A 26443-nucleotide genomic window follows, 5' to 3' on the forward strand; every position below is an offset into this window, starting at 1 on the left:
TCCCACGTGCTGCTTGAATCGTTTCACGCAATGGGCGAGCGATGGGTAACGTTTTCCAGATTGTTTCGCTGACCTTAGGAGAGGATGCCGATAGGCGTCAAGCATCGATGGGTAACGTTCCCTAGGCTTGAGCGCCGGTCAGGGCGGCTGCGAAGATGCCGATTCGTGACGCGAAGATCCGAACAAAGGCGCCGGGGGCCGCATCGAACAGACCACAGAACAGGCGATTGAAAGGCACCACAAATGCGCACAGCCCCCCTCGCCGGAGCCGCCCTCTGCCTGGCCCTGGCCGGCGGATGCGGCAGCCCCGTGCCGGTGCTCGACGGCGAGGCCGCACCGATCGGCGCCGCGAGTCCGAGCGCCGCCACCGCCTCGTCGGCTCCGACGTCCGCGGCGCCCGTGGCGCCCTCGGTGATCGGGCCGTTCGGCGTGGGCGCGCTCAGGCTCGGCATGAACCGCAAGCAGGCGGAGGCGACCGGCCTGATCACCAAGTGGGTGGCCGGGACGCCGGACCAGTGCACGATCACGGCTCACCTGCGCGACCGCGACCGCCGCCCCGAGGACGCCGACGACCCCGGCGGCGAGGGCAGCATCTACTACTCCGAGGACGGGGGCGTCCAGGCCATCGACGCGCACGTGGGCCTGCACACCCCCGAGGGAATCAAGCTCGGCAGCTCGTGGGCACAGGTGCAGAAGGCGTACCCGGACTGGGACATCGCCGCCGACCCCGACTTCGAGAAGTACGGCAACGGAGTCGACTCGGTCGACGTACCCGGCAACTTCAGGGCGGTCTACCAGATCGCCCTGAACGAGTTCGGGGTCGTGCACCTGGCGCTGCACGCCCGTGGACAAAGCTGCGTCGAGTAGTAGGGTGTGCACTGGCTCGGGTGGCTGTTCACATGGATAACCAACCACCCCGGCGTCATCCGTCAACCATGTCCCTGCTGGGGAAACGCTGTAGGTTGAGACGGTTGACGGGAGCTGATATGAGCGCTGCCGGAATCACGGTTAACGGGCGGGAAATCGCGTTCGGGGACATTGCGCCACACACCACCGCGTTGGAGTGGCTGCGCACGCAGGGCTTCACCGGCTGCAAGGAAGGCTGCGGCGAGGGCGAGTGCGGTGCCTGTTCCGTGCTGGTCGCCCGGCCCGGCCTCGACTGCCCCACCGAGTGGGTCGCGGTCAACGCCTGCCTGCTTCCCGCGCTCGGGCTGGACGGCCAGGAGATCGTCACGGCCGAGGGGCTGGGCGGCCCGGACGACCTGCACCCGGTTCAGTACGAGATGGCGGTCCGGGGCGGCTCCCAGTGCGGGTACTGCACCCCGGGCTTCGTCTGCAGCATGGCCGCGGAGTTCTACCGCAACGGCCGGCAGGCGGGTCCGGTGGACCACGAGCACGGCCCGAACGGGTTCGACCTGCACTCGCTCAGCGGCAACCTGTGCCGCTGCACCGGCTACCGGCCGATCCGCGACGCGGCCTACGCACTGGGCGCGCCGGAAACCGACGATCCGCTCGCCCTGCGCCGGCAGGCGCCGGCGACACCGGCCCGGGCGACCAGCGTACGCAGGGAGGACGGTGAGTTCCTCCGCCCGGCGGCGCTGGCCGACGCGCTGCGGCTGCTGCGGGAGCGGCCCACCGCGACAGTCGTCGCGGGCTCGACCGACTGGGGCGTCGAGGTCAACCTGCGCGGTGCGCGCGCCGAGTGCGTCATCGCCATCGACCGGGTGCCCGAGCTGCGGGAACTGGTCGTCGGCGCGGATCACATCGAGATCGGCGCGGGGCTGACGCTGACCGAGATCGAGCGCCGGCTCGCGGGCCGGATACCGCTGCTGGGCCAGGTCTTTCCCCAGTTCGCGTCGCGGCTGATCCGCAACGGCGCCACCATCGGCGGCAACCTCGGCACCGGGTCCCCGATCGGCGACGCCGCGCCGGCGCTGCTGGCGCTGGACGCCGAGCTGGTGCTGGCCGACGCCGACGGCGAGCGGCGGGTGCCGCTGGCGGACTACTTCACCGGGTACCGGAGCAGCGTCCGGCGGGCCGACGAGCTGATCCGGGCGGTCCGGATCCCGCTGCCGCAGGCCGGGCTCGTGGCCTTCCACAAGATTGCCAAGCGGCGCTTCGACGACATCTCCAGCGTCGCCATCGGCTTCGCCCTGGACGTCGCGGACGGGACTGTCGTGCGGGCCCGTGTCGGCCTCGGCGGCGTCGCCGCAACGCCGATCCGGGCCCGGGCCACCGAAGCGGAGCTGGCGGGACGGCCCTGGTCCGAGGAGACGGCCGCGGCGGCCGCGCGGGTGCTGCGCGGTGAGGGCACGCCGCTGGACGACCACCGGGCCAGCGCCGCGTACCGGGCGGCGATGCTCGAACAGAGCCTGCTGAAGCTGTACGCCGAGAACCCGGAGGCGGTGTCATGAGCGAGCTTTCGGAAAGGCCGGAGAACGCCGCCGTCGGGGTCGCGGTTCCGCATGAGAGCGCCGCGCTGCACGTCACCGGCGCGGCGCTGTACACCGACGACCTGATCTACCGGACCAAGGACGTGCTGCACGCGCACCCGGTGCAGGTGCCGCAGGCACACGCCCGGGTCACCGCGCTGCGGGTGGCGCCGGCGCTGCGCGTGCCCGGCGTCGTGCGCGTGCTCACCGCCGCCGACGTGCCCGGCGTCAACGACGCCGGCGTCAAGCACGACGAGCCGCTCTTCCCGGACGAGGTGATGTTCTTCGGCCACGCCGTCTGCTGGGTGCTCGCCGAGACGTTCGAGGCGGCGCGGCTGGGCGCGGCCGCCGTCGAGGTCGACGTGGAGCCGCTGCCATCGATCGTGACCGTCCGGGAGGCGATCGCCGCGGGCAGCTTCCAGGGCGCGACGCCGCAGATCCTGCGCGGCGACGTCGAGGCCGGGATGGCCGGCGCCGCCCGGGTCTTCAGCGGCGACTTCGAGTTCGCCGGGCAGGAGCACTTCTACCTGGAGACGCACTGCGCGCTGGCGCTGGTCGACGAGGCCGGGCAGGTCTTCGTGCAGTGCAGCACGCAGCACCCGTCCGAGACCCAGGAGATCGTCGCGCACGTGCTGGGCCGGCACAGCCACGAGGTCACCGTGCAGTGCCTGCGCATGGGCGGCGGCTTCGGCGGCAAGGAGATGCAGCCGCACGGCTTCGCCGCGATCGCCGCGCTGGGCGCGACGCTCACCGGCCGCCCGGTGCGGGTGCGCCTCACCCGTACCCAGGACCTGACCATGTCGGGCAAGCGCCACGGGTTCCAGGTGGAGTGGCGGGTGGGCTTCGACGACGCCGGCCACCTGTGCGCGCTCGACGCCACGCTGACCGCGGACGGCGGCTGGAGCCTCGACCTCTCCGAGCCGGTGCTGGCGCGGGCGCTGTGCCACACCGACAACGCGTACTGGCTTCCGCACGTGCGGCTCACCGGGCGGATCGCGCGCACCAACAAGACCTCGAACACCGCGTTCCGCGGCTTCGGCGGGCCGCAGGGGATGCTGGTCATCGAGGACATCCTGGGCCGCTGCGCCCCGCTGCTCGGCGTCGACCCGGCGGAGCTGCGCCGGCGCAACCTCTACCAGGCCGGGCAGAGCACGCCGTACGGCCAGCCGGTGCGCCACCCGGAGCGGCTGCACCGGCTCTGGCAGCAGGTCCTCGACGACGGCGCGGTCCTGGCCCGGCAGGGGGAGATCGCCGCGCACAACGCGCGCCACCCGCACGCCAAGCGCGGCCTGGCCGTCACGCCGGTGAAGTTCGGCATCTCGTTCAACTTCACCGCGTTCAACCAGGCGGGCGCGCTCGTGCACGTCTACAAGGACGGCTCGGTGCTGATCAACCACGGCGGCACCGAGATGGGCCAGGGCCTGCACACCAAGATGCTGCAGGTCGCCGCGACCTCGCTGGGCCTGCCGGTCGCGCGGATCCGGCTGGCGCCGACGCGCACCGACAAGGTGCCGAACACCTCGGCCACCGCGGCGAGCTCGGGCGCGGACCTCAACGGCGGTGCGGTCCGCAACGCCTGCGAGCAGATCCGCGGGCGGCTGGTGCGGGTCGCGGCCACGATGCTCGGCGTGAACCCGGCCGACGTCCGCATCGTCGACGGCGTCGCCCGCGGCCTCGGCGCCGCCGACGGCGTCGCCTGGAACGACCTGGTCCGCGCCGCGTACTTCCAGCGGGTGCAGCTCTTCGCGGCGGGCTACTACCGCACCGAGGGCCTGCACTGGGACTCCTCGGTCATGCGGGGATCGCCGTTCAAGTACTTCGCGTACGGGGTGGCGGCCGCCGAGGTCGAGGTGGACGGCTTCACCGGCGCCTACCGAACCCGGCGGGTGGACATCGTGCACGACGTGGGCGACAGCCTGTCCCCGCTGATCGACATCGGACAGATCGAGGGCGGCTTCGTCCAGGGCGCCGGCTGGCTGACGCTGGAGGACCCGCGCTGGGACGACGGCGAAGGGTCCACGCGCGGCCGGCTGAGCACCCAGGCGGCCAGCACGTACAAGCTGCCCAGCTTCTCGGAGATGCCCGAGGTCTTCAACGTCACCCTGCTCACCGATGCGTGCGAGGACGGCGCCGTCTACGGCTCCAAGGCGGTGGGCGAGCCGCCGCTCATGCTGGCCTTCTCGGTCAGGGAGGCGCTGCGGCAGGCGGCGGCCGCGTTCGGCCCGGCCGGCGTCGAGGTCAACCTCGCCTCGCCGGCCACGCCGGAGGCCGTCTTCTGGGCGATCGAGCAGGCCCGCAACGCCGCCGGCGACGCGCACCTGGCGGAGGCGGACATCGCCCCGCCGCAGCCCGGCCCGGGCGCGCACGCCCTGCATCCGGACTCGGAGCAGGTGGGGCAGGCGGTGAGTCGTGTCTGACCGGACCTGGCTCGGCGCGGTGACCCACCTGCGGGCCGTACGCGAGCCCGGCGTCCTGGTCACCGTCGCCGCGGTGCGCGGCCACGCGCCCCGGGATGCCGGCGCGAAGCTCGTCGTCGGCGCGGACCGGACCTGGGGGTCCATCGGCGGCGGCAACGTCGAGGCCGTCGCGATCGACCGGGCCCGCGCGCTGCTCGGCGCGGCCGGCGCGGCGCCCGACCTGTTCACCGTCGAGCTGTCGGACAGGGCCGTGAACCGGCACGGCGTGCAGTGCTGCGGCGGCAGCGTCACCGTGCTGCTCGAACCGCTGCCGGTGGTGCCCGCGGTGGCGGTCTTCGGCGTCGGCCACGTCGGCCTGGAGCTCGCCCGCATCCTCGCCCGGCACGATATCGAGCTGCACCTGATCGACACCCGCCCGGAGCAGCTGGCCGGTGAGCGGTTGGCGGTGCTCGCCGACGCGGTGGCCGGCGTGCACGTGCACCAGGTGGCGGTGATGCCGGAGATCGTGCTGGGCGAGCTGGCGCCGGGCACCCACGTGCTGATCATGACCCACGACCACGCGGAGGACTTCGCGCTCTGCGACGCGGTCCTGCGCGGCGGCGAGTTCGGCTCCATCGGCCTGATCGGCTCGGCGGGCAAGTGGGCCCGGTTCCGCGGCCGGCTCGCCGAGCATGGCCACGACGACGCGGCGATCGCCCGCATCACCACGCCGATCGGGCTCGCCGGCCTCGGCGGCAAGGAGCCCGCGGCGATCGCCGTCAGCGTGGCGGCCGACCTGCTGCGCACGTTTGCGGCGGACGCCGCCGTCGCCCTGGAGGCCGGCACGTGACACTCTTCCGGGCCCAGGCCATCGACACCCCGGACGACCCGTTCACCGGCGGCGCGCTGCGCGCCGACGCCGACGCCGGGCTGCTGGTGGAGGACGGCGTCATCGTCGAGCGGGGCGCGTTCGCCGACCTGCGGTCCCGGCACCCCGGCGCCGACCTGGTCGAGCTGACCGACGGCGTCCTGCTGCCCGGGCTCGTCGACACCCACGTGCACTTCCCGCAGGTACGGGTGATCGGCGCGCTCGGCATGCCGCTGCTGGAGTGGCTGGAGCGCTGCGCGCTGCCCGAGGAGGCGCGGCTCGCCGAGGCGGGCTACGCCCGCGCGGTCGCCGGCGAGTTCGTCGACGGCCTGCTCGGCGCCGGCACCACCACGGCGCTGGTCTTCGGCTCGCACTTCGCGCCGGCCGTCGACACGCTGTTCGGCGTCGCCGCCGAGCGCGGCCTGCGGATCACCAGCGGCCTGGTGGTCAGCGACCGGATGCTCCGCGCGGACCTGCACACGTCCGCGCAACGCGGCTACGACGAGGGCCGCGCGCTCGCGCGGCGCTGGCACGGCACCGGGCGCAGCCGGTACGCGGTGACCCCGCGCTTCGCGCTGTCCTGCAGCGACGACCTGCTCGCCTCCTGCGCCCAGCTGCACGCCGAGCTGGCGGACGGCTGGTTCACCTCGCACCTCAACGAGAACCTCGACGAGATCGCCACGGTCGGGCGGCTGTTCGGCGGCGGCAGCTACCTCGACTGCTACGACCGGCACGGCCTCGTCGGCCGGCGCACCGTCCTGGCGCACGACGTGCACCCGAGCGACGCCGAGCTGAAGCGGATGGCCGAGGCCGGCGCGAGCGTGGCGCACTGCCCGACCAGCAACTCGGCGCTGGGCAGCGGCCTGTTCCCGCTCAACCGCCACCTGGCGTACGGGGTGCACGTCGCGCTCGGCACCGACGTCGGCGCGGGTACCGGCTTCTCGCTGCTCAAGGAGGGGCTGCAGGCGTATTTCCTGCAGCGGCTGCGCGGGGAGGACGGTGTGGCGCTGACCGCCGCGCACCTGCTGCACCTGGCGACCGCGGCCGGCGCGCAGGCGCTCGGGCTCCGCGACCAGGTCGGCGACCTGAGCGCCGGCCGGCGGTTCGACGCGGTCTGGGTGCGGCCGCGGCCGGGCACGCCGCTCGACATCGGCATGCGGCACGCCGACGGGCCGGAGGAGGCCCTCGCCCGGGTGTTCGCCCTCGGCACGCCGCACGACGTCGCCCAGGTCTGGATCGACGGCGTCCCGGTGGGGTCGCCGGGATAGTTTGTTCCGGTGAGTCTCCTTGATGATGTGGCGAAGCGTGACGGCTGGCGATGCTGGGTGTGCGACGAGCCGGTCGACGCCGACATGTCGGTGAACGACCCGCGCGGCCCGAGCGTCGACAGCCGCACCGCCGACCGGAAGGCGAAGGTCGCCGAGCGGCTCGCGCACCGCGCCTGCAACACCCGCAAGGGCGCGGTCAAGGTGGTCATCGCCTGGCCGGACCGCCTGCACGTGGTGGAGCCCGCGCCGTTGATCACCGTCGCGGAGCGCCTCGAGCGCAAGGGCGGCCGCGAGCTGGTCGCCCGCTGCCCGAGCCGCAAGGACGCGCAGGAGGCGGCGGACTGGCTGGTCGACCGGTTCTCCCGGCTGGTGCCCGGGCTGCCGGTCACCGCGAGCGTCGACGCGGGCGGCGGGCAGTTCCTGGTCGCCCTGGCCACCGGCCGCCGATAGCGATCGACGGCCGGGGCCGGGCGCTCACGCGGTGGCTTGGCCGGGGGAGCGCGGGCGGCGGAGCGCGGTGACCACAAGGGACACCACCGTCGTGGTCGCGGCCAGGCCGGCCAGCACCATGACCGTGCCGACGACGTAGAGGCCGCTGCTGTCGGTGGCGGACGCCGTCGCGGTCCAGGCCGCGGTGAACGCGAGCGTCAGCGCCGCCGAGGCCCAGAGCGGCCGGGCGCCGAGCAGCAGCGCGGCCACGAACACCACCAGCAGCGACGCCGCGCACCCGACGACCTGCCAGGCCTCGTACGGGCCGCTGCTGACCTGCGTGACGGGATCGGTCTGGTACTCGGTGTCCCAGGCCATCCAGACGTACCACTGCAGGGCCGACAACAGGGCTACGACGAAGGCGCCGGCGATCTGCCGGAACAATGAGGTCATGCGCCGAATCTATGGCGGCGGCCCGCCCCGGGCATGAGCTTCGATACTCAGAAGAGCCGGGTCAGGACGCGCTGACCGCGAGCCGGCGGTTGCCGGCCGGAGCCGGCGTGGTGGGCAGGACCAGCGCCGGCGCGGCCGGCAGCTCGGCGGCGGGCAGCGTGAAGGTGAAGCGGGCGCCGCCGCCGGGGTTGTCCTCGGCGGCGATGGTGCCGCCGTGGCGGGTGACGATGTTGTGGCAGATCGCCAGGCCGAGGCCGGTGCCCGCGTACCCGCTGGTGGGGTGCGCGCGGTGGAAGTTGTCGAAGATGGCCTCGTGCTGCCCGGCCGGGATGCCGATGCCGTTGTCGGCGATCGTGATCCGCACGAATCCGTCCTCGCGGGCGCTGGTGACGGCGACGCGTGGGGTGACGCCCGGGGCGGTGTACTTGACGGCGTTGCCGATCAGGTTGTCCAGCAGCTGCCGGACGGCGCCGGCGTCGGCGTGCACCGGGGCGAGCGGGCCGAGGACGACCCGCGGCACCGGCTGGCCGGCGGTGACGGCGGCGTCGGTGCGGGCGGCGGTGATGTCGCGGACCAGCCCGGTCAGGTCGACCGGCGCGGGCGCGAGGTCGCCGTCGCGGGTGGAGGTGTACGCGAGCAGGTCGTTGATGAGCCCGCGCATGCGGGTGGCCGCCTGCGTGACCCGGGTGAGGCCGTCCCGGGACCGGTCGATGGCGGGGTGCGCCGGCGCGGTGTCGAGCGACTCGGCGGCGACCTCGGTCCAGCCCTCGACGACGGTCAGCGGGCTCTGCAGGTCGTGCGCGACGACGCCGGCGAAGTCGGCGAGCTGGGCGCGGTGGCGGCGTTCGGCGGTGACGTCGTGGTAGAGCACGACGGCGCTGCGCCGGCCGTGCTCGTCGGTCAGCGGCGTGGCGGTGACCCGGAAGACGTGCGTGTCGCGGCCGTTCCGGTCGCGCACCAGGACGTCGACCGGGTCGACCGTCTCGCCCCGGGCGGCGCGGGTGGACGGCAGGTCGGCGGTGTCGATCGCGGAGCCGTCGAGGTGGCTGAGCCGGGTCTGCACGTCGCCGACGGCGTCGGCCGGCCCGAGCATGCGTACGCCGGCGGGGTTGCGCAGCGTGATGCGCCCGTCGGCGTCGATGACCGACAGCCCGTCGGCCATCGAGTCGATGACGGCGTTCAGCAGCGCGGCGTGCCGCGCCGCCTCTTCCTCGTGCGCGGCCAGCTCGGCGAGCAGCGCCACGCGCTCGTCGCGGCCCAGGGCCAGCAGCAGGCCGACCGCGGTGATCAGGACGACGAACAGCTGGGCGACCAGCGTACGCATCAGGGGGTCGGGGATCGCGGCGAACGGACCCTCGCCCTGCAGGGTGAAGATCATCGCCGCGGTGCCCAGGATCAGGCTCTGCAGCACGACGCAGGTGGTGTTCAGTCGCAGCCCTGCCCAGACGGTGACCACGATGAGCGGGAACGCCAGCGGCAGCCCGCTGTCGTAGACGAACCCGATCAGGTAGGCGCCGGCCGAGCACAGCACCACGGCCAGGCCCTCGACGACCCGCAGGGCCGGCACCGCGCGCAGCGCCCGGTCGACCGCGTTCCAGCAGCCGCGCACCGAGCCGTAGCGGGCCGCGCAGGTGGTGATGCGGTGGCCCAGCCACAGGCCGGCGGTGGCGATCACGAACATGCCGGTGACCTGCCGGGCCATCCAGTCCGCGAACGTCACGGCCGTCACGTGCCCCGTCATCAGCCACAGGCCGGTCAGGCCGTACACCGCGCCGGCGGCGGCGGCGACGGCCGAGAAGGCCAGCAGGCTGCCCAGCTCGCGCGGGTGGGACAGCCGCCGGTTGCCGCCCGCGCCCCACAGGGTCGGGCGGAACCGGCACAGCAGGCTCACGAACACCGCGGCCATCACCAGGTTCGCCACGGCCAGCATCCCGCCCAGGAGCAGACCGGTGCCGGTGGCGGCGTTGCCCACCCACGCGATCGTGACCAGCGCGGCCACGTCGACCCACCGCCTCGGGGCGCCACGCTGGGCGCAGAACCACACCACGGCCACACCAGCCGCGGGCCACACCAGCGCCATCCGGGTATCGGCCATCACGGTCATCCGGCCCACGATGATCGCGGCGGCGTACAGCGCGGCGAATGCCGCCGTACGGGCTAGCGATGCACGTGTGCTCAACCGGTGCCCCCTGGGGTCCAAGATCGTGAACCCGTCCGGGTCCACCCTTCCGTTCGGACGCCGCGCGGAGACTCTGGTAGCAAAACGGGTGCCACCCGGTGGCAGGCGGGTTCAGCCGCACCACATCTGCTGGATCTCGTCCGGCCCCAGCGCCTCGAGCAGCGCCTCGAGGGCCTCCGGGCGCATGCCGTCGCCGAGTATCTCGACGCCGGACGCGGTCACCGAGATGCGCAGCCGGATCAGGCCGCCGTCGGGGTGCTCGTCGTACTCGGCGGCGTCGATGAGGTCCGGCAGCTCCGGCACGCCCTCGTACCTGGTCATCTCAGTGCCACCGCCCGTCGATCGGGTGACCGCAGCGGGCGCAGCGCCCGTCGCGGATCTCGGATGCCTCCAGCCGCCACACGCCGCGGCGGACCACCGTCTCGTCGCAGCCCGGGCAGCGCGTCGCCCGCCCCTCGTCGCCCAGCGCCCGCTCGACGTACACGTGCCGCAGGCCCGCCGCGTGTCCGATCCGGACGGCCCGCGCCAGGTCGGCCGGCGTCGTCGGGTCGTGGCCGGTCATCCGGTACGTCGGGGTGAACCGCACCAGGTGCCACGGCACCTGCGCGCCGATCGACGCGACGGCGCGCGCGATCGTGGCCAGCTGCCCCGGCGCGGCGCTGGTGCCGGGAATCAGCGGCGTGGTGATCTCCAGCCACACGCCGCGGCGGGCGAACTCGCGGGCGGTGTCCAGCACCGGCTCCAGCGGCGCGCCGGTGAGCCGCCGGTGCGCGGCGGTGCCGGCCGCCTTGACGTCGATGTTCACGGCGTCGACCAGGCCCGCGGCCCGCTCGACCGCCTCGGGCGTCAGGAACCCGTTCGACTTCCACATCACCCGTACGCCGGCCGGCCGGGCGAGCGCCGCGACGGCCTCGGTCAGCTCCAGCGCCAGCGACGGCTCGGTGTAGGAGAAGCAGATGTCGGCGCTCTCGGCCACCGCCCGGGCGACCACGTCGGCGGGGTCCACCGGCTGCGCGTCCCACCCGACCGTGGACTCCCGGCCGTACTGGGAGATGCGGTGGTTGATGCAGTAGCCGCAGGCGAAGGTGCAGCCGGGCGCGGCGAGCGTGAGGCTCCGGCCGCCCGGCCGGAAGTGGTAGAAGGGCTTGCGCTCGTTCGCGTCGACGTGCTGCGTCACGGTCGCGAAGGTGGCGGTCTGCAGGACGTCCCCGGCGCGCCGGCGCACGCCGCACGTGCCGACCTGCCCGTCGCGCAGCATGCAGCGCAGTGGACAGAGGTCACAGCGGATCCGGTCACCGCGCGTACTGAACAACGTCGCCGGGCTCCACTGCACCCGACCATCCTTGCGGGACGCCGCGCCGCGGGCAACCGCCGCGATCCGGACCCTACCGGCGGGGGACCCCGGCGCGTATAACTAACTAACCGGTACGAACATTATTTCGGTTCTGATGGTCCGCCTGGCGGAGCAGGAAGGCGGCGCACCCATGCTCATCGCCGATCACACCGCTGTGAGCGGCCCGGCCGGCGGCCACCGGCTGTCCATCGCCACCGCGTGCCTGTCCGGAACCCTCGAGGACAAGCTGGCGGCGGCCGCCGCGGCGGGATTCCACGCCGTCGAGATCTTCGAGAGCGACCTCGTGGCGTCGCCGTGGTCGCCGTCGCGGATCGGCGCGGAGTGCGCGCGCCGCGGCCTGGCGATCGACGTCTATCAGCCGTTCCGCGACTTCGAGGCGGTGCCGCCGGAGCGGTTCCGGGCCGGCCTGCGCCGGGCGGAACGCAAGTTCGACCTCCTGGAGCAGCTCGGCGCCCGGACCCTGCTGGTCTGCTCGGCCGAGTCCGCGGAGTCGGTGGACGACGACGACCTCGCCGCCGAGCAGCTGCGCGAGCTGGCGGAGCGGGCCGGGCGGCGGGGCCTGCGGATCGCGTACGAGGCGCTGGCGTGGGGCCGGCACGTGAAGAGCTACGCGCACGCGTGGCGGATCGTCCGGCGGGCCGATCATGCCGCGCTCGGCCTCTGCCTGGACAGCTTCCACGTCCTGTCCCGGCGCGAGGACCCGGCCGGCATCCGGGTGATACCCGGCGCCAAGGTGTTCCACCTGCAGCTGGCCGACGCGCCGCGGCTCAAGATGGACGTGGTGCAGCGCAGCCGGCACCACCGGCTCTTCCCCGGGCTGGGCTCCTTCGACCTGACGGCGTTCGTCCGGCACGTCCGCACCACCGGCTACGACGGCCCGCTCTCGCTCGAGGTGTTCAACGACATCTACCGGCAGGCCGACCCGCGGCACGCCGCCATCGACGGGATGCGCTCGCTGCTCGCCCTGCAGGAGTCCGTCGCCGGCCGGCGCGGACCGGCGCCGTCGCCCGGCCTGCCGCCGGCGCCCCGGCTCGGCGCGCACGTCTTCACCGAGCTGGCCGTCGACGAGGTGTCCGGCCCGGTCGTCGCGCGCACGCTGACCGCGCTCGGCTTCGCCCGGACCGGGCAGCACCGGTCCAAGCCGGTGCAGCTCTGGCAGCAGGGCGACGCCCGGATCCTGCTGAACTTCGCGCCGCAGCGCACGATCGTGCCCGGCACCGCGGTGATCTGCGCGCTCGGCGTGGAGAGCGACGACCCGGCCGGGTCGGCGCAGCGCGCGGACCGGCTGCTGGCGCCGGTGCTGCCGCGGGTCCGGCTGCCCGAGGAGGCGGACCTGAGCTCGGTGGCCGCGCCCGACGGCACCGCGGTCTTCTTCTGCCGGGGCGGCGCCGACGGCTGGCTCGCGGACTTCGCACCCACCGGGGAGCGGGCGCGCGACGACGGCCTGGTCACCGGCACCGACCACGTCTCGCTCACCGAGTCCGTCGACGACTTCGACCAGGTCGGCCTCTTCTACACCTCGGTGCTCGGCCTGCGGTCCGGCCCGACGACGGAGGTCGCCGCACCGTTCGGCCTGCTCCGCAGCCGGTCGGCGAGCAACGCCGCGCAGACCTTCCGGGTCACGCTCAACACGGCGCCGATGCGCCGCGGCAGCTGGTCGCCCGGCATCCCGAGCCCGCAGCACGTGGCGTTCGCCGCCGCCGACGTCATCGCCGCCGCGCGGGCCATGCGCGAGCTCGGCGCGCCGGTGCTGCGCATCCCGGACAACTACTACGACGACCTGGACGCCCGCCTCGCGCCGCCGCCGGACCTGCTCGCCGCGCTGCGGGAGAACTCGATCCTCTACGACAGCGACGGCGACGGCGAGTACCTGCACTTCTTCACCGAGATGCTCGGGTCCCGGCTCTTCTTCGAGGTGGTCCAGCGGGTCGGCGGGTACGGCGGTTACGGTGCCGCGGGCAGCGCGCCGGTGCGCATGGCCGCGCACCGGCACCGGCGTCTGCAGGGGCTGCGCGACGGCGCCGGGCGGCCGGACGGCCGGGCGCACGACTACTCGCTGGCACACCTGACCGCGCTGAGCCTGTCCCCGCCGGAGCTCGTCGAGGCCGCCGCCGACGCGGGCTACCGGTACGTCGGCCTGCGGCTGACCCGGGTCACGCCGCAGGAACCGCACTATCCGCTGGCCACCGACCCCGGCCTGATGCGTACGACCAAGGTGCGGCTGGCCGCGACCGGCGTCGAGGTGCTGGACATCGAGCTGGCCCGGATCGGCCCGCACGAGGATCCCCGGGACTTCCAGCGTTTCCTGGAGGCGGGCGCGGAGCTCGGCGCCCGGCACGTCATCACCCAGCTGCCCGACCCGGACCGCAACCGCAAGGTGGACCGCTTCGCGCTGCTCTGCGAGCTGGCCCGGCCGCTCGGGCTCACCGTCGACCTCGAGTTCCCGTCCTGGACCGAGACGCCGGACCTCGGCGAGGCCACCCGGGTCCTGCGGGCCGCCGATCAGAGCAACGCCGGCATGCTCATCGACCTGCTGCACTTCGCCCGCTCCGGGTCGAGCGTCGCGGACCTGCGGGAGCTGCCGGCCGAGTGGTTCCACTTCGCGCACGTCTGCGACGCGCCCGCCGGCGTGCCGCCGACCAACGAGGAGCTGATCCACACCGCGCGGTTCGAGCGGCTCTATCCGGGCGAGGGCGGCATCGACCTCGACGGCATCCTGGCCGCGCTGCCGCCCGGCCTGCCGTACGCGCTGGAGATCCCGCGGGCGCAGCTGGTGGCCCAGATCGGCGCGAAGGAGCACGCCCGGATGGCGATCGCCGCCACCCGCCGCCGGCTGGACGCGGTACCGGCACCCGCGTGAGGCGGCGGGCCCCGGCCGGTTCGGCCGGGGCCCGCCGGATCTCAGGTGTTGTTCGCCAGGGCGATCAGGCGGCTGCGGTTGCCGTTGAAGTGGTTGCGGTCGACGGCGCCGCCGACGCCGGGTACCGAGCCGCTGGCCGTGTACTGCCAGAAGCTGTAATACGGTGCGCCCGCCGGCAGCGTGCCCGGTGCGGCGGCATAGCGGGCGATCCACAGCGGATGGTTCGCCCAGGGCCCGCTCCAGTTGCCGGTGCAACTGGTCCACCAGCTGGTGGTGGTGTAGATGACCGCGTACCGACCGGTGCGGCTGCGGTAGGTGTTGAGGAAGTCCTGTACCCACGTGCGCATCGCGACCTGGCTCAGGCCGTAGCACGTCGCGCCGTACGGGTTGAACTCCATGTCCAGCGCCGCGGGCAGCGTGCGGCTGTCCGCCGACCAGGCGCCGCCGCTGTTGGCAAGGAAGTTGGCCTGCACGGCGCCGCTGGACTTGTTCGGCAGCGCGAAGTGGTACGCGCCCCGGATCACGCCGGCGTTGTACGCGCCGACGTAGTTGGCCCCGAAGTTCGGGTCCTTGTAGCTGACGCCCTCGGTGCTCTTGATGTAGGCGAACTGGATGCCGGCGTTGCGCACTCTGGTCCAGTTGATCGCGCCCTGGTGGTGGGACACGTCGATGCCGGGGGTCGTCGCGGCCAGGGCCGGGGAAGCCGTGACCGTGAGGGTGGCGGTCATCGTCGCGGCCAGTGTGATGACACCGGCCACGAGCCGGCGTAGGGGGCGCCGGGTAGTGCGGGAAATGCTCATCGTTCCCCTTCGGGGCAGAGCGGTTAGTGCCGAGCAATCTATACCTGTGGATCTCCAAAAGCGACGGTGCCGGCGACCCTTGCGGGTCGCCGGCACGGAAGGTCAGGCGCGGCGCTTGCGCGTGGAGGGCAGGGCGATCGCGGCGACCACGGCCAGGACCGCGACGCCCGCGCAGACCCAGAAGCCGTTGGTGAAGGCGGCGTCGGTCGGCAGGCCGCGCGGGGTGGTGTTGGAGGTGATGACGGCCGCGACCACCGCGGTGCCGATGCAGCTGCCGATGGTCCGGGCGATGGTGTTGACGCTGGTGGCCTCGCCGGTCTGCGCCGCCGGGACGCTCTCGATGATGGCGTTGGACATGGCGGCGAACGCGAAGCCGATGCCGGCGCCGGTGAGGATGCCGGAGGCCAGCACCTGCCAGACCCGGTCGTGGGCCAGGGCGGGCAGGGCGAACGCCGCGACCACGAAGACGGTGCCGAGGAACAGCGGCAGCTTCGGACCGAACCGGCGGTTCAGGATGCCCGCGAGGGGGCCGAAGACGACCATCATGACGACGGTCGGTAGCAGGAACAGGCCGGCCTGCGACACGGTCTTCCCGAAGCCGTACCCGGTGGCCTCGGGCAGCAGGAGCAGCGTCGGCACCAGCAGGAACGTGCCGAACATCGCGAAGCCGAGGATCAGCGCGACCAGGTCGGTGGCCCACACGCCGCGGATCCTCATCAGCTTCATGTCGATCAGCGGCTCCTTGACCCGCAGCTCCACGAGCACGAACACGATCAGGCCGACGACGCCGAGGGCGAGCAGGCCGACGGTCCGGGCCTCGCCCCAGCCCCACGCCTGGCCCTTGCTGATGGCCAGCAGCAGCGCGACCAGCGACACCGACAGGATGGCGGCGCCGAGCAGGTCGAGCCGGCCGGGGGAGCGGACCGGGGACTCCTTCATGCCGAAGATCGCGCCGAGCAGCGCGACGGCGACCAGGGCCAGCGGCAGCCAGAACAGCCAGTGCCAGGAGAGGTGCTCGACGATCGGGCCGGCGGCCACGATGCCGACGCCCGCGCCGACGCCGAAGATCGCCGAGATCAGGCCGATGATGGGCGCGACCTTCTCGCGCGGCAGCTCGTCGCGGATCATGCCGATCGACAGCGGCAGGATCGCGCCCGCCGCGCCCTGCAGCACGCGGCCGGCGATCAGCACGGCCAGGCTGCCGGCCAGCGCGGCGACCAGCGTCCCGGCGGCCAGGGCGGCCAGCACGCCGATGAGGACCCGGCGCTTGCCGGCGAGGTCGCCGAGCCGACCGAGGATGGGCGTCAGGACCGACGCCGACAACAGGTACGCGGTGACGATCCAGCTGACGTCGCTGGTCGAGGCGTTCAGCTCGCGCCCGATGGTGGAGAGCGCCGGCGACACCAGCGACTGGAGCACCGCGAACGCCAGGCCGCCGAGCGCCAGATAGAGCACCAGCAGCCCGCCGCCCTTGCTCCCGCCCTCGGCCGGAGCGGATCCGGCGGAGGTGGTTTCTTCGATGGTGTAGGTCATGGCGTTCCCTTGGCGCTCGAAGTAAACGTTTGCTGACTTCATTATCGGCAGCCGGCCGGATAAGTCAACAGATGTTTACTTCAGGCGTGCGCCTGGCGCCGGCTGTGCCGGTTCAGCCGCAGGTACGCGGCCAGCCCCGCCGGCAGCACGAACCAGAAGGAGACGATCCGGTAGCCGAGCACGACCGCCGCCGCGCCCGCCTGGGGCGCCCCGGCCGCGACCAGCCCCGCGAGCAGGCTCGCCTCGATCAGCCCGACGCCGCCGGGCGTGAGCGGGATCTGCCGCACCACCTGCACGGCCAGGTACGCCGAGGCGAGGTGGAAGCCGGTCAGCGGCAGGTCGCAGGCGTGCGCGATCGCGACGAGGCAACCGAGGTCGAGCAGCCAGTTCAGCACCGCGTAGGCGATGGTCGCGGCCCAGTGGCGCAGGCGGACCGCGCGCGCCTCGCGGAGCAGCCGGCGGGCCTTGAAGAGCCCGCGCTCGACGAGGCCCGGCGCGGGGCCGAGCACCCGGGCCGGCGCGGCGGCCGCGTGCGGCGTGCGGCGCCGGTGTGCCGCGAACGCCCACCCGCCGAGAGCGGCGACGGCCGCCGCCGCCCCCGCCACCGCGGCGGCGCGCCATCCGCCGTACGACGTGCCGACCGCGCCCGCGTACAGCAGGGCCAGGCCGACGATGGAGGCCGCGCCGGACAGCACGATCCCGGTGGTGGCCGCGGCCTTGCTCGCGCCGTGGCGGCGGTACTCCCGCATGGCGAACGCCGCGGACATCGCCGAGCCGGCGGGCAGCACCATGCTCATCGCCGTGCGGCTGTAGGTGATGGCCAGGGCGTCGCGCCGGGAGACCCGGACGGCGAGGGCGGCGAGCAGGGTGCGCTGCTGCCGGGCGAAGGCCACCTGCGACAGGAACTGGGCCAGCACCGCGGCGGCGAGCCAGCGCGGGTCGGCGGCGCCGACGATGGCGAGGATCCGGGCGGGATCGGGTACGCGATCGCGCAGCACGAACACCGCGGCGGCGACCGCGGCGAACAGCAGCAGCAGGCGCGCCGTGCGGCCGCGCAGCCACGCCATGCCGGCCGTCGTGGTGACGGCCTCCGCTGTGGTCATCGAACTCTCTCCGCCGGGCCGGTAGTAAACACTCGCTGACATCACAACCTAGCGGCGCGGCGGCCAATATCAACAGCCGTTTACTAACGACTGAGCGACGGATCACAGGGCCCGTGAGCTGCAATGTCATCATTTGTTTACTTGTCGCGCCGATCCGGCTAGGCTGTGCCGGTGACGGATCCCACCCAGCCGCGACGCCGCGACGCGGGCCGGACCCGGCAGATCCTGCTCGAGGCGGCGCGGACCAGATTCGCGCGCGACGGTTACGCCGCGACCACCGTGCGCGACATCGCCGAGGAGGCCGGCGTCAACGTCGCCCTCATCAACCGCTACTTCACCTCGAAAGAGGGCCTGTTCGAGGCCTGCCTGACCACCGCCGTCACCGACGTGCGCAAGGACGAGAACGGCGTGCCGGTGGACGGGATCGCCGAGGGCATCGCCCGGCGGGTCGGCGGCTCGTTCGACGACGACCGGCTGCGCGTCGCGCTGCTCCTGCTGCTGCGCTCCTCCGGCGACGACCGCGTCGACGACCTGCGCCGCTCGGTGCTGCACGCGGTCAGCGAGAAGCTGGCGATCGCCGCGGGCGGCGCCGAACCGGACGACGCGGCGCTGCTGCGCGCGCAGATCGTGCTGGCCACGACCCTGGGCATCGTCACGCTGCGCTCCTCGCTCGGGCTTCAGCCGCTCACCTCGGCCACCGAGGAGCAGCTGCTCGGCCCGCTACGCGACCTGGTGCAGGCCGTCCTCCCCGGCGGGCACCCCCCACACCGGTGATCTGTGCGCTATCGTCCGTCCACCCTGAACCAAGGAGCGGGCATGGCGGCGTGGATTCGACGTGGTGCGGCGGTGGTCGGCGTCGCGATGCTCGGCGCCCTGCTGGTCACCGGACCGGCGGTCGCGGCGCCGGCCGCCGGCGACGAGACCCTCAAGCTCGTCAGCGATGACCCATCGGAGTCGAGGCCGCCGGGCGGGACGATCAGCTACGTGCTGACGGCGACCGGTTGGCCCGCCGGTACGGCGCAGCACCGCACCGTCGTGCTGGAGCTGCCCGAGGGCGTCACCTTCCGCTCCGCCGACTACCCGCTCTCCGCCGGCCCCTGCGTGCCGGACCCCGCCGGGCGCATGGTGACCTGCACGACCAAGGAGCGGGAGACCAGCGCCCGGTGGCGGGTCGACACCGACGTCGCCGAGGACGCGCCGCAGGGTGAGTACGTCACCGCGAAGGCCACGCTGACCACCGAGCTGCCCGACCCCGAGCCGCAGAACAACGTCGCCGGCTTCGACGTCTTCATCACCGCCGGCGGCGATCTGGCGGTCGCCGTCAGCGCGCCCGAGGGCCCCTGGGCGGTCGGCGCGAAGTTCGACACCAGGATCAGCATTCGCAACGCCGGTCCCTACCGCACCCCGCTGCGGGTGAACGTGTTCCTGACCCCGTCCAAGGTCCTGCGCCCCACCGCCACGCCGGCGGGCTGCGAGGCCGACACCGGCCTGCTGCACTGCGACATCGAGATGCTCGAGGCCGGCGCGACGGCCGAGCTGGCGGTGAACCTCGAGGTCACCCGCTATGACAAGGGCGGCCTGTCGGTCAAGCCGGTGCTCGTCCCGGTCGGGCCGGACTCGGACCGTCACAACAACGAGGCGACGTACCGGGCGGAGATCCTCGGACCCTCGGCCTCTCCGGCGCCCTCGCCGACGCAGACCGGCGGCGGCGCCGGCGGGCCCAGCCTGCCGATCACCGGATCACCCGTCGCGCCGCTGGCACTCACCGGCCTGATCCTGCTCGTGGCCGGGTCGGCTGCCGTCCTGCCGGCGCGCCGCCGCCGCGCCTGACGCCGGTGCGAACGCCCGCGGGCTGACGCCGAGGATGCGCCGGAAGTGGCGTACCAGATGGGGTTGGTCGTAGAAACCGCTGTCGATGGCGGCCGACCGCAGCGGTTCGCCGGCGACGATCAGCCGGCGGGCCAGGTCCACCCGCCGCGAGACCAGGTAGCGGTGCGGCGACATGCCGAACTCGCGGGTGAAGGAGCGCACCAGGTACGCCGGATGGAAGTGCAGGGCCCGCGCCGCGTCGTCCAGCGACAGACCCGGCACGACGTGCTCCTCCAGCAGGTCGCGGAGCCGGTACGCCGGGGCGCGCTCGAGCCGCCGCGGCAGCGCCGGGCGCCCGTGCCAGGCGCGCAGCCGTTCGAGGATGTCCGCGAGCCGGCCCTGCGCGTCGAGCTCCTCGCCGGGCAGCCGGATGGCGCGGTGCAGGGCGGCGACCCGCCCGCGCAGCCCCGGGTCGTTCACGGTGGGGTTGTCGACCGCGGCGCCGATCAGCGCGTCCGGCAGCCGGTCCGGCGCGAGGTAGAGCACCCGCTTGTCGAAACCGCCCGGCCTCGCCGACTCGCCGTTGTGCGGCACGTGCGGCGGAAGCAGCGTGACCAGGTCGCCGAACGCACCGCGTTCGTGCCGGTCGAGGTCGTAGCGCACGGCGCCGTCGTCGACGATGAGCAGCGTCCAGGAGTCGTGCGCGTGCATCGGATAGGCGTGGCCGTCCAGGTGGGCGTGCAGCACCTCCACCACGCCTTCCAGGCGCGGCCGCCACGCGGAGATGCTCGCCGGCACGTCAAAATCGTACAAGACCGGCGGGTACCCGGCCGTCCATGATCGGTCCATGCGCTTCGATACCAAGATCGCCGTACTGCTCCGCGACGACCTGCTCAGCTGGCAGCGCCTGAACATCACGGCGTTCCTGGTCAGCGGCATCGCGGCGGCGGTGCCCGAGGTGATCGGCGAGCCGTACGAGGACGCCGGCGGCGTGCACTACCTGCCGATGTTCCGTCAGCCGGTGCTGGTCTTCGAGGGCGGCAAGGAGCTGCTGCGCTCGGCGCACGGCCGGGCGATCGGCCGCGGCCTGCCGGTCTCGGTGTTCACCACGGACCTCTTCGCCACCGGCAACGACCGGGACAACCGGGCGGCCGTGCGCGCGGTCGCCACCGCGGACCTGGACCTGGCCGGCCTGGCCGTGCACGGCCCGCGCAACGCGGTCGACAAGATCCTGAAGGGCGCGGCCATGCATCCCTAGAGAGATGTTGCTAAAGATGTCTTTATAAAGCATCCTCTAGGGTATGGCTGCCGACGAACGCAAGACGATCCGGCTGGACGACCCGCGCGCCCTGCGCGCCTACGCGCACCCGCTGCGGCTCAGCCTGATCGGGATGCTGCGGCGCAACGGGCCGATGACCGCCACCCAGTGCGCCGCCGTGCTGGACGAGAACGTGCCGAACTGCTCGTTCCACCTGCGGCAGCTCGCCAAGTACGGGCTGGCCGAGCGGGCGCCCGCGGCCGACGGGCGGGAGCGGCCCTGGCAGGCGACCGCGAACAGCACGTCGTGGACCGACGACTCGGACGACCCGGAGACGCGGACCGCGGCCGACCAGCTGAACGCGGCGATCCTGCGGCAGTACGTGCGGCGGGCCGAGGCCTATCTCGCGGTCCGCGGCGAGGAGTCCGCCGAGTGGCGCGCGGCGGCCGGCTTCGGCGACGACATGGTCTTCGTGACCGCCGAGCAGCTGGTCGCCCTCGCCGGGCAGGTCGAGGCGCTGCTGGAGCCGTACCGGGACAAGGCCGCGCGCGCACCGGGGTCCCGGCCGGTCGCCATCGTGCAGCTGGCGATACCGACGCCCGAGGACGGCGCGCCGTGACCGCCGTCGCGCCGCCGAGGCCCGCGCCGGCGCTGCTGCGCGACCGGGTGTTCCGGCACTACTGGAGCGCGCACGTCGTCTCGATGGTCGGCGACCAGATCACGCTGATCGCGATCCCGCTGCTCGCCGTCCTGACGATCGGCGCGGGCGCGGCCGAGATGGGCTACCTGACCGCCGCCGCGCTGCTGCCGAACCTCTTCCTCTCGCTGCTCGCCGGCGCGTGGGTGGACCGGCGGGCGTACAAGCGGAAGGTCATGATCGTCGCCGACCTCGGCCGGGCCGCGCTGCTCGCGGCGGTGCCGGCGCTGGCGTTCGCCGGGGTGCTGGAGCTGTGGCACCTCTGCGCGCTGTCCTTCGCCATCGGCACGCTCACCGTCTTCTACGAGGTCGCCGACGGCAGCCTGTTCGCGTCCGTGGTCCGGCGGCCGGACTACATCGCCGCCAACTCGCTGACCAACGGCGCCCGGGCCATGTCGTTCGTGGCCGGCCCGAGCATCGGCGGCGTCCTGGTTCAGGTGCTCACCGCGCCGTTCGCCCTGGTGGTGGACGTGCTGTCGTACCTCGGGTCGGCGCTGTTGCTGACCCGGATCGCCCCGCCGGAGCACGCCGGCTCCGGCTCCGAGGGCGGCGGCGGCCTCGGCGTCGGATCCGGGCTGGCGTTCATCTGGCGGTCCGCGGTGCTGCGGCAGCTGCTGCTCGGCGTCACGGTGATCAACCTGTTCAACTACGTCTTCCACGCGCTGCTGATCCTCTACGTGACCACCGCGCTCGGCCTCTCGCCCGGGCTGCTCGGCCTGCTGCTCGGCATCGCGTCGATCGGCGGGCTGATCGGCGCCGCGGTCACCGGCCCGCTCACCCGCCGCATCGGCATCGGCCCGGTCGTGGTCCTCGGGTATCTGGCGTTCCCGCTCCCGCTGGTGCTGATCCCGCTCGCCGCCGGGCCCCGGCCGGTGGTCCTGGCGATGGTGCTCGCCGCCGAGTTCCTCTCCTGTATCGGCGTGATGATCCTCGACATCGGGGTCGGCTCGCTGCAGACGGCGGCCACCCCGGTGTCCCGGCTCTCCCTGGTCAAGGGCGCACAGCGCACGGTCAACTACGGGGTACGGCCGATCGGCGCGCTGCTCGGCGGCGTGCTCGGCGAACTGATCGGGGTGCACGGCGCGCTGTGGATCGGCGCGGTCGGCGCGGTGGCCGGCGTGTTCTTCGTCCTGCGCTCCCCGGTGCCGCGCATGCGCGAACTGCCCGACGCCTGACGGGGGCCCGGCCCCGGGACCGGGCCGGGCCCCCGCGCGGCTACCGGCGGAACTGGATCCAGTTCACGTTCACGAAGTCGGCCGGCTGGCCGCTGGTGAAGGTGAGGTAGACGGTGTGCCGGCCGGACACGTTGGAGACGTTGCCCGGCACCGAGCGCCAGGTCTGCCAGCCGCCGGTGTTGGCGAGCGCGAAGCTGCCGATCGGCGCGTTGGCGCGGCTGTCGACGCGCACCTCGACCAGGCCGCTGACGTTGGCCGCGGCGCCCGAGGCGACCCGGGCGACGAAGTCGCGGACCCCGCCGGTGCCGAAGTCCACGTTGTTGAACTGCAGCCAGTCGCCGTTGCCGATGTAGCCGACGTCCTGGCCGCCCTCGGACGCGGCCTCCTTGGTGACCGCGGACGCCGCGTCGTACGACTCTGCCTCGATCTGCGTGTAGGCGTCGCGGACCGAGCCGGTCGGCGGGGTCGTGGTCGGCGGGGTGGTCGGCGCGGTGGTGGGCGGCGTGGTGGTGCCGCCGGACTGGTACACGGCGACGTAGTCGACCAGCATGGGCACGCCGGACTGGGTGGCCGCGGTCGGCCCGCCGCCGAACGCCGCCGGGAAGCCGCCGCCCATCGCCACGTTCAGGATCACGAACATGCCGTGCTGGGTGGCGTTGTTCCAGGTGGTCGCGTCCAGCTGGCCGGCGTTGACACCGAAGTACTGCGTGCCGTCCAGGTAGAACCGCAGCTGCTCGGGCGAGACGCCGCGGTCGTACTCCACCGCGTACGTGTGGAAGCTGGTCTGGCAGGTGCCGCACGCGTGCTCGCCGCTGGTCAGGCCGGTGGTCTCGTTGCAGGGACCGCCGGAGGCCACGCCGCAGTGCAGGGCCGAGAAGACCGAGTTCCGGCCGTTGATCGACTCCATGATGTCCCACTCGCCGATGCTCGGCCAGTTCGTCGCGCCGACCGGGCGCGCGGCCGCGCCCAGCGTCCAGAACGCCGGCCAGTAGCCCGCGGCCGCGGCGCCGGTGACGTTCGGCTGCTGCAGCCGGCCCTCGATGCGCAGCTTGCCGCCGGCGGGCGCGGCGAAGTCGGTGCGCTGCGTCTCCACCCGGCCGGAGGTCCAGCGTCCGGCGGAGTCGCGGATCGGCTTGATCACCAGGTTGCCGTTGCCGTCCTGGTAGACGTTCTGCGTCGAGTCGGTCATCGTCTCGATCTCGCCGGTGCCCCAGTTGGCGGCGCCGCCCGGATACCCCGTGCCGATGTCGTAGAGCCAGTTGGACCGGTTGAGGCCGGTGCCGGCGGCGCCGGTGAAGTCGTCGCTGAAGACCAGGGTCATGCCGGACGGCGCGGACGGCACGGCCGCATCGGCGTTCATGGCGAAGGCGGCGGAGGTGCCGCCGGCTATCAGGGCTGCAGCTGCGGCGAGCCACCGGCGACGCCATCGGTACGCGGAACTTGGCATGGCAACGGCCTTTCGGGGAGGGTTAGGATCTCTGTGAGAGCGCTCTCACGGAGTTTCCAGTCCGTTACAAGCCCTGTCAATATTTATTAACGTCTATATATAGCCCCGAGGTGGAGACTGGTACCTTGGTGTGCTGACCGCGACACCGCCCGAGGAGGTGAGACCCCATGACCGCTGTATCGATGTGGGTGCTCCCCGATCCCGTCACGGTCGGGCGATCGACGTAGCCGTCGCCGGGAGCGCCTGAGACTCCCGAAGGGCAACACTGTGTTCAACACCGATGTGATCATCGCCGGCTGCGGCCCGGCCGGCGCGATGCTCGCCGCCGAGCTGCGGCTACACGACGTACGGGTGATCGTCCTGGAGCGGGACACCGAGCCCGCGTCGTTCGTCCGCATCGTCGGCCTGCACATCCGCACCATCGAGCTGATGGCGATGCGCGGGCTCCTGGAGCGGGTCCTCGAACGCGGCCGGCGCCGCCCGGCCGGCGCCTACTTCGCCGCGATCGACAAGCCCGCGCCCGCGGAACTGGACTCCGCGCACGCCTACCTGCTGGGCATCCCGCATCCGGTCATCGTGGGGCTGCTCGAACAGCACGCGGTCGAGCTGGGCGCGGAGGTCCGGCGCGGCGCCACGGTGGCCGGTCTCGATCAGGACGCCGAGGGCGTGACCGTCGAGCTGGCCGAGGGGGAGCGGCTGCGTGCGCGCTACCTCGTCGGCTGCGACGGCGCGCGCAGCACGGTCCGCGGACTGCTCGGCGTCGGCTTCCCCGGCGAGCCCGCGCGCAACGAGACGCTGATGGGCGAGATGTGCGTGGACGCCCCGCCGGAGCAGGCCCGCGACCGGCGATTCAGCCTCACCCCGGCCGGCCCGGGGTTCTGCCGCGTCGTGGTCCCCGCCGAGGGGGTCACCGATCGCGCGGAACCGCCGACCCTCGAGGACTTCCGACGACAGCTGCGCGCCTTCGCCGGGACGGACTTCGGCGTGCACTCACCGCGCTGGATGTCCCGCTTCGGCGACGCCACCCGGCTGGCCGAACGGTATCGGGCCGGGCGGGTGCTGCTCGCCGGCGATGCCGCGCACATCCATCCGCCGATCGGCGGGCAGGGCCTCAACCTGGGCGTCCAGGACGCCGTCAACCTCGGCTGGAAGCTGGCCGCACAGGTCCGCGGCTGGGCGCCCGAGCCGCTGCTCGACACCTACCAGGCCGAACGCCGTCCGGTCGCGGAGGACGTGCTGGACAACACCCGCGCGCAGACGGAACTGCTGACCGACGAACCGGGCCCGCGGGCCCTGCGCAGGCTGTTCACCGAGTTGATGGAGATCGACGAGGTGAACCGCCGCCTGCTCGAGAAGATCACCGCGATCGGCATCCGCTACGACTTCGGCCCGGGCCCCGACCTGCTCGGCCGCCGCCTGCGCGACATCGAGGTGAAGCAGGGCCACCTCTACGACCTGCTGCACCAAGGCCGCGGCCTGCTGCTGGACCGCACCGAGCGCCTGACCGCCGGCGGCTGGTCGGACCGGGTCGACCGCCTCGCCGATCCCACCGCGGCGCTGGAGGTCCCGGCCGTCCTGCTCCGCCCGGACGGCCACGTCGCCTGGATCGGCGACGATCAGCGCGACCTGGACGACCACCTCCTGCGCTGGTTCGGATCAGCCCGCGACGGCGGTGAGCCGGCGTAGCTCCGCCTCGGTGCCGATGGCCGGGCGGTACTCCGGGTGCTGCAGGTACTCGTTGATCGCCCGGGCCAGGAACACGGCGTCGACGCTGCCCGCCTGGGCGCTGCCGCCGCCGGGGTGCATGCCCCGGCGGCGGACCAGGTCCGGGCGCTGGAAGTGGAAGGCGATCCGGCGGCCGCTCGGCATGGCCGGGTACGCGGGGACGAGGGCGTCCCAGGGAATGAACAGGGAGCCGAGCGCCTGCCGGTCGTGCACACCGTCCGGCCGCAGGTGCACGCCCGGCCAGCCCCAGGCCAGCCGAAACTGGAGCAGCACGGCGACGGCCCAGAGGGCGACGAGCGCGGCGCTGAGCGCCCACAGGTCATCGCCGGCCATGAGGTCGTGGACGCTGTCGGCCACCATGAAACCGCCCTGGCACAGGACACACGCGGCGAAGAAGACCGGCGCCGGGTGGGGCCCGGCCGCGAACGCCTGCTCCCGCGGCCGCGCGACCAGGGTCGCGGGGTGGTAGCGCGAGGCGGCGACCATCGCCAGCGTCAGCAGCACCGCCATCAGCACGGCCCAGGCGGCGAAGGACGGTAGCCAGGTGGCCCGGTCGTCCGACTCGCCGAGCGCGCCCAGCGCCGCCGCGAGCGGCAACACGGCGAGCAGGAACGGGCGCCGCCAGCGGCCGACGGCCGTGAATGCCATGATCACGAG

23 protein-coding genes are annotated in these 26443 nt (G+C 73.4%); 13 read left to right on the forward strand and 10 right to left on the reverse strand.

All coding sequences use genetic code 11. The annotated features are described in order from the left end of the window. Positions 1-243: 243 nt before the first annotated feature. The 6 genes from ACIBSW_RS20305 to ACIBSW_RS20330 all read left to right on the forward strand — a co-directional run bounded on the left by ACIBSW_RS20305 (position 244) and on the right by ACIBSW_RS20330 (position 7414). Complete coding sequence (locus ACIBSW_RS20305) at positions 244-867, forward strand: hypothetical protein (protein WP_354724768.1); 624 nt, start codon at positions 244-246, stop codon at positions 865-867. 119 nt (positions 868-986) lie between these two features. Next, on the forward strand, positions 987-2414 hold the full coding sequence (locus tag ACIBSW_RS20310) for an FAD binding domain-containing protein (RefSeq protein ID WP_354724766.1): 1428 nt from the start codon (positions 987-989) through the stop codon (positions 2412-2414). Continuing rightward, complete coding sequence (gene xdhB, locus ACIBSW_RS20315) at positions 2411-4849, forward strand: xanthine dehydrogenase molybdopterin binding subunit (protein ID WP_354724764.1); 2439 nt, start codon at positions 2411-2413, stop codon at positions 4847-4849. Before ACIBSW_RS20310 ends, xdhB begins: the two co-directional genes overlap by 4 nt. After that, entirely contained in the window at positions 4842-5678 is an 837-nt protein-coding gene (gene xdhC / locus ACIBSW_RS20320; RefSeq protein WP_354724762.1) for a xanthine dehydrogenase accessory protein XdhC, read from the forward strand. The genes xdhB and xdhC overlap by 8 nt, the downstream gene beginning before the upstream one ends. Next, a complete protein-coding gene (guaD, locus tag ACIBSW_RS20325; RefSeq protein ID WP_354724760.1) occupies positions 5675-6964 on the forward strand; it encodes a guanine deaminase in 1290 nt (429 codons plus the stop codon). The genes xdhC and guaD overlap by 4 nt, the downstream gene beginning before the upstream one ends. A gap of 9 nt (positions 6965-6973) precedes the next feature. After that, complete coding sequence (locus ACIBSW_RS20330; protein WP_184995478.1) at positions 6974-7414, forward strand: hypothetical protein; 441 nt, start codon at positions 6974-6976, stop codon at positions 7412-7414. A gap of 24 nt (positions 7415-7438) precedes the next feature. Here ACIBSW_RS20330 and ACIBSW_RS20335 read toward each other — a convergent pair whose 3' ends face one another. The 4 genes from ACIBSW_RS20335 to amrS all read right to left on the reverse strand — a co-directional run bounded on the left by ACIBSW_RS20335 (position 7439) and on the right by amrS (position 11358). Beyond that, a complete protein-coding gene (locus ACIBSW_RS20335) occupies positions 7439-7846 on the reverse strand; it encodes a hypothetical protein (protein WP_354724758.1) in 408 nt (135 codons plus the stop codon). A gap of 61 nt (positions 7847-7907) precedes the next feature. Continuing rightward, a complete protein-coding gene (locus tag ACIBSW_RS20340; protein ID WP_354724756.1) occupies positions 7908-10025 on the reverse strand; it encodes an ATP-binding protein in 2118 nt (705 codons plus the stop codon). Between the two features lie 111 nt (positions 10026-10136). Further along, the gene (locus tag ACIBSW_RS20345) at positions 10137-10346 is read right to left on the reverse strand and encodes a radical SAM-modified peptide, FtsH ternary system-associated (protein WP_354724754.1); all 210 of its coding nucleotides are present in this window, start codon (positions 10344-10346) and stop codon (positions 10137-10139) included. Between the two features lies 1 nt (position 10347). Beyond that, a complete protein-coding gene (gene amrS, locus ACIBSW_RS20350) occupies positions 10348-11358 on the reverse strand; it encodes an AmmeMemoRadiSam system radical SAM enzyme (protein ID WP_354724752.1) in 1011 nt (336 codons plus the stop codon). A 115-nt stretch (positions 11359-11473) separates the two neighbouring features. On the opposite strand from amrS, the gene ACIBSW_RS20355 reads away from it, so the two are divergent. Then, positions 11474-14239 (forward strand): TIM barrel protein, encoded by a 2766-nt coding sequence (locus ACIBSW_RS20355; protein ID WP_354724750.1) that lies wholly within the window; start codon positions 11474-11476, stop codon positions 14237-14239. 41 nt (positions 14240-14280) lie between these two features. Here ACIBSW_RS20355 and ACIBSW_RS20360 read toward each other — a convergent pair whose 3' ends face one another. The 3 genes from ACIBSW_RS20360 to ACIBSW_RS20370 all read right to left on the reverse strand — a co-directional run bounded on the left by ACIBSW_RS20360 (position 14281) and on the right by ACIBSW_RS20370 (position 17675). Beyond that, on the reverse strand, positions 14281-15039 hold the full coding sequence (locus ACIBSW_RS20360) for a GH25 family lysozyme (RefSeq protein ID WP_404799395.1): 759 nt from the start codon (positions 15037-15039) through the stop codon (positions 14281-14283). 102 nt (positions 15040-15141) lie between these two features. Then, on the reverse strand, positions 15142-16572 hold the full coding sequence (locus ACIBSW_RS20365) for an MFS transporter (RefSeq protein ID WP_354726710.1): 1431 nt from the start codon (positions 16570-16572) through the stop codon (positions 15142-15144). An 80-nt stretch (positions 16573-16652) separates the two neighbouring features. Then, the gene (locus ACIBSW_RS20370) at positions 16653-17675 is read right to left on the reverse strand and encodes a lysylphosphatidylglycerol synthase transmembrane domain-containing protein (RefSeq protein ID WP_354726708.1); all 1023 of its coding nucleotides are present in this window, start codon (positions 17673-17675) and stop codon (positions 16653-16655) included. 171 nt (positions 17676-17846) lie between these two features. Here ACIBSW_RS20370 and ACIBSW_RS20375 point away from each other — a divergent pair, with 171 nt between their 5' ends. Then, the gene (locus ACIBSW_RS20375; RefSeq protein WP_354726706.1) at positions 17847-18449 is read left to right on the forward strand and encodes a TetR family transcriptional regulator; all 603 of its coding nucleotides are present in this window, start codon (positions 17847-17849) and stop codon (positions 18447-18449) included. 42 nt (positions 18450-18491) lie between these two features. Then, positions 18492-19505, forward strand: a complete 1014-nt coding sequence (locus tag ACIBSW_RS20380; RefSeq protein WP_354726704.1) for a hypothetical protein — start codon at positions 18492-18494, stop codon at positions 19503-19505. On the opposite strand, the gene ACIBSW_RS20385 is transcribed toward ACIBSW_RS20380, so the two are convergent. Further along, positions 19416-20333 (reverse strand): AraC family transcriptional regulator, encoded by a 918-nt coding sequence (locus ACIBSW_RS20385; RefSeq protein WP_354726702.1) that lies wholly within the window; start codon positions 20331-20333, stop codon positions 19416-19418. The genes ACIBSW_RS20380 and ACIBSW_RS20385 overlap by 90 nt on opposite strands. Between ACIBSW_RS20385 and ACIBSW_RS20390 the strand changes: the two genes are divergently transcribed. The 3 genes from ACIBSW_RS20390 to ACIBSW_RS20400 all read left to right on the forward strand — a co-directional run bounded on the left by ACIBSW_RS20390 (position 20332) and on the right by ACIBSW_RS20400 (position 22614). After that, positions 20332-20742, forward strand: a complete 411-nt coding sequence (locus tag ACIBSW_RS20390; RefSeq protein WP_354726700.1) for a DUF2000 domain-containing protein — start codon at positions 20332-20334, stop codon at positions 20740-20742. The two genes, ACIBSW_RS20385 and ACIBSW_RS20390, sit on opposite strands and share 2 nt — an antisense overlap. 43 nt (positions 20743-20785) lie before the next feature. After that, positions 20786-21361 (forward strand): helix-turn-helix domain-containing protein, encoded by a 576-nt coding sequence (locus ACIBSW_RS20395; protein WP_354726698.1) that lies wholly within the window; start codon positions 20786-20788, stop codon positions 21359-21361. Between the two features lie 83 nt (positions 21362-21444). Then, positions 21445-22614, forward strand: a complete 1170-nt coding sequence (locus ACIBSW_RS20400) for an MFS transporter (RefSeq protein WP_404799413.1) — start codon at positions 21445-21447, stop codon at positions 22612-22614. 40 nt (positions 22615-22654) lie between these two features. On the opposite strand, the gene ACIBSW_RS20405 is transcribed toward ACIBSW_RS20400, so the two are convergent. Continuing rightward, on the reverse strand, positions 22655-24061 hold the full coding sequence (locus ACIBSW_RS20405) for a carbohydrate-binding protein (protein WP_404799396.1): 1407 nt from the start codon (positions 24059-24061) through the stop codon (positions 22655-22657). Positions 24062-24328: 267 nt separating this feature from the next. Between ACIBSW_RS20405 and ACIBSW_RS20410 the strand changes: the two genes are divergently transcribed. Then, positions 24329-25747: an FAD-dependent monooxygenase gene (locus ACIBSW_RS20410; RefSeq protein WP_354726694.1), complete on the forward strand. Its 1419-nt coding sequence runs from the start codon at positions 24329-24331 to the stop codon at positions 25745-25747. On the opposite strand, the gene ACIBSW_RS20415 is transcribed toward ACIBSW_RS20410, so the two are convergent. Next, positions 25718-26440, reverse strand: coding sequence for a hypothetical protein (locus ACIBSW_RS20415; protein WP_354726692.1), 723 nt, complete (start codon positions 26438-26440; stop codon positions 25718-25720). The genes ACIBSW_RS20410 and ACIBSW_RS20415 overlap by 30 nt on opposite strands. Between the last annotated feature and the right edge of the window lie 3 nt (positions 26441-26443).

The sequence above is a fragment of the Actinoplanes sp. NPDC049668 genome (assembly GCF_044465445.1).
Classification (GTDB): Bacteria; Actinomycetota; Actinomycetes; order Mycobacteriales; family Micromonosporaceae; genus Actinoplanes.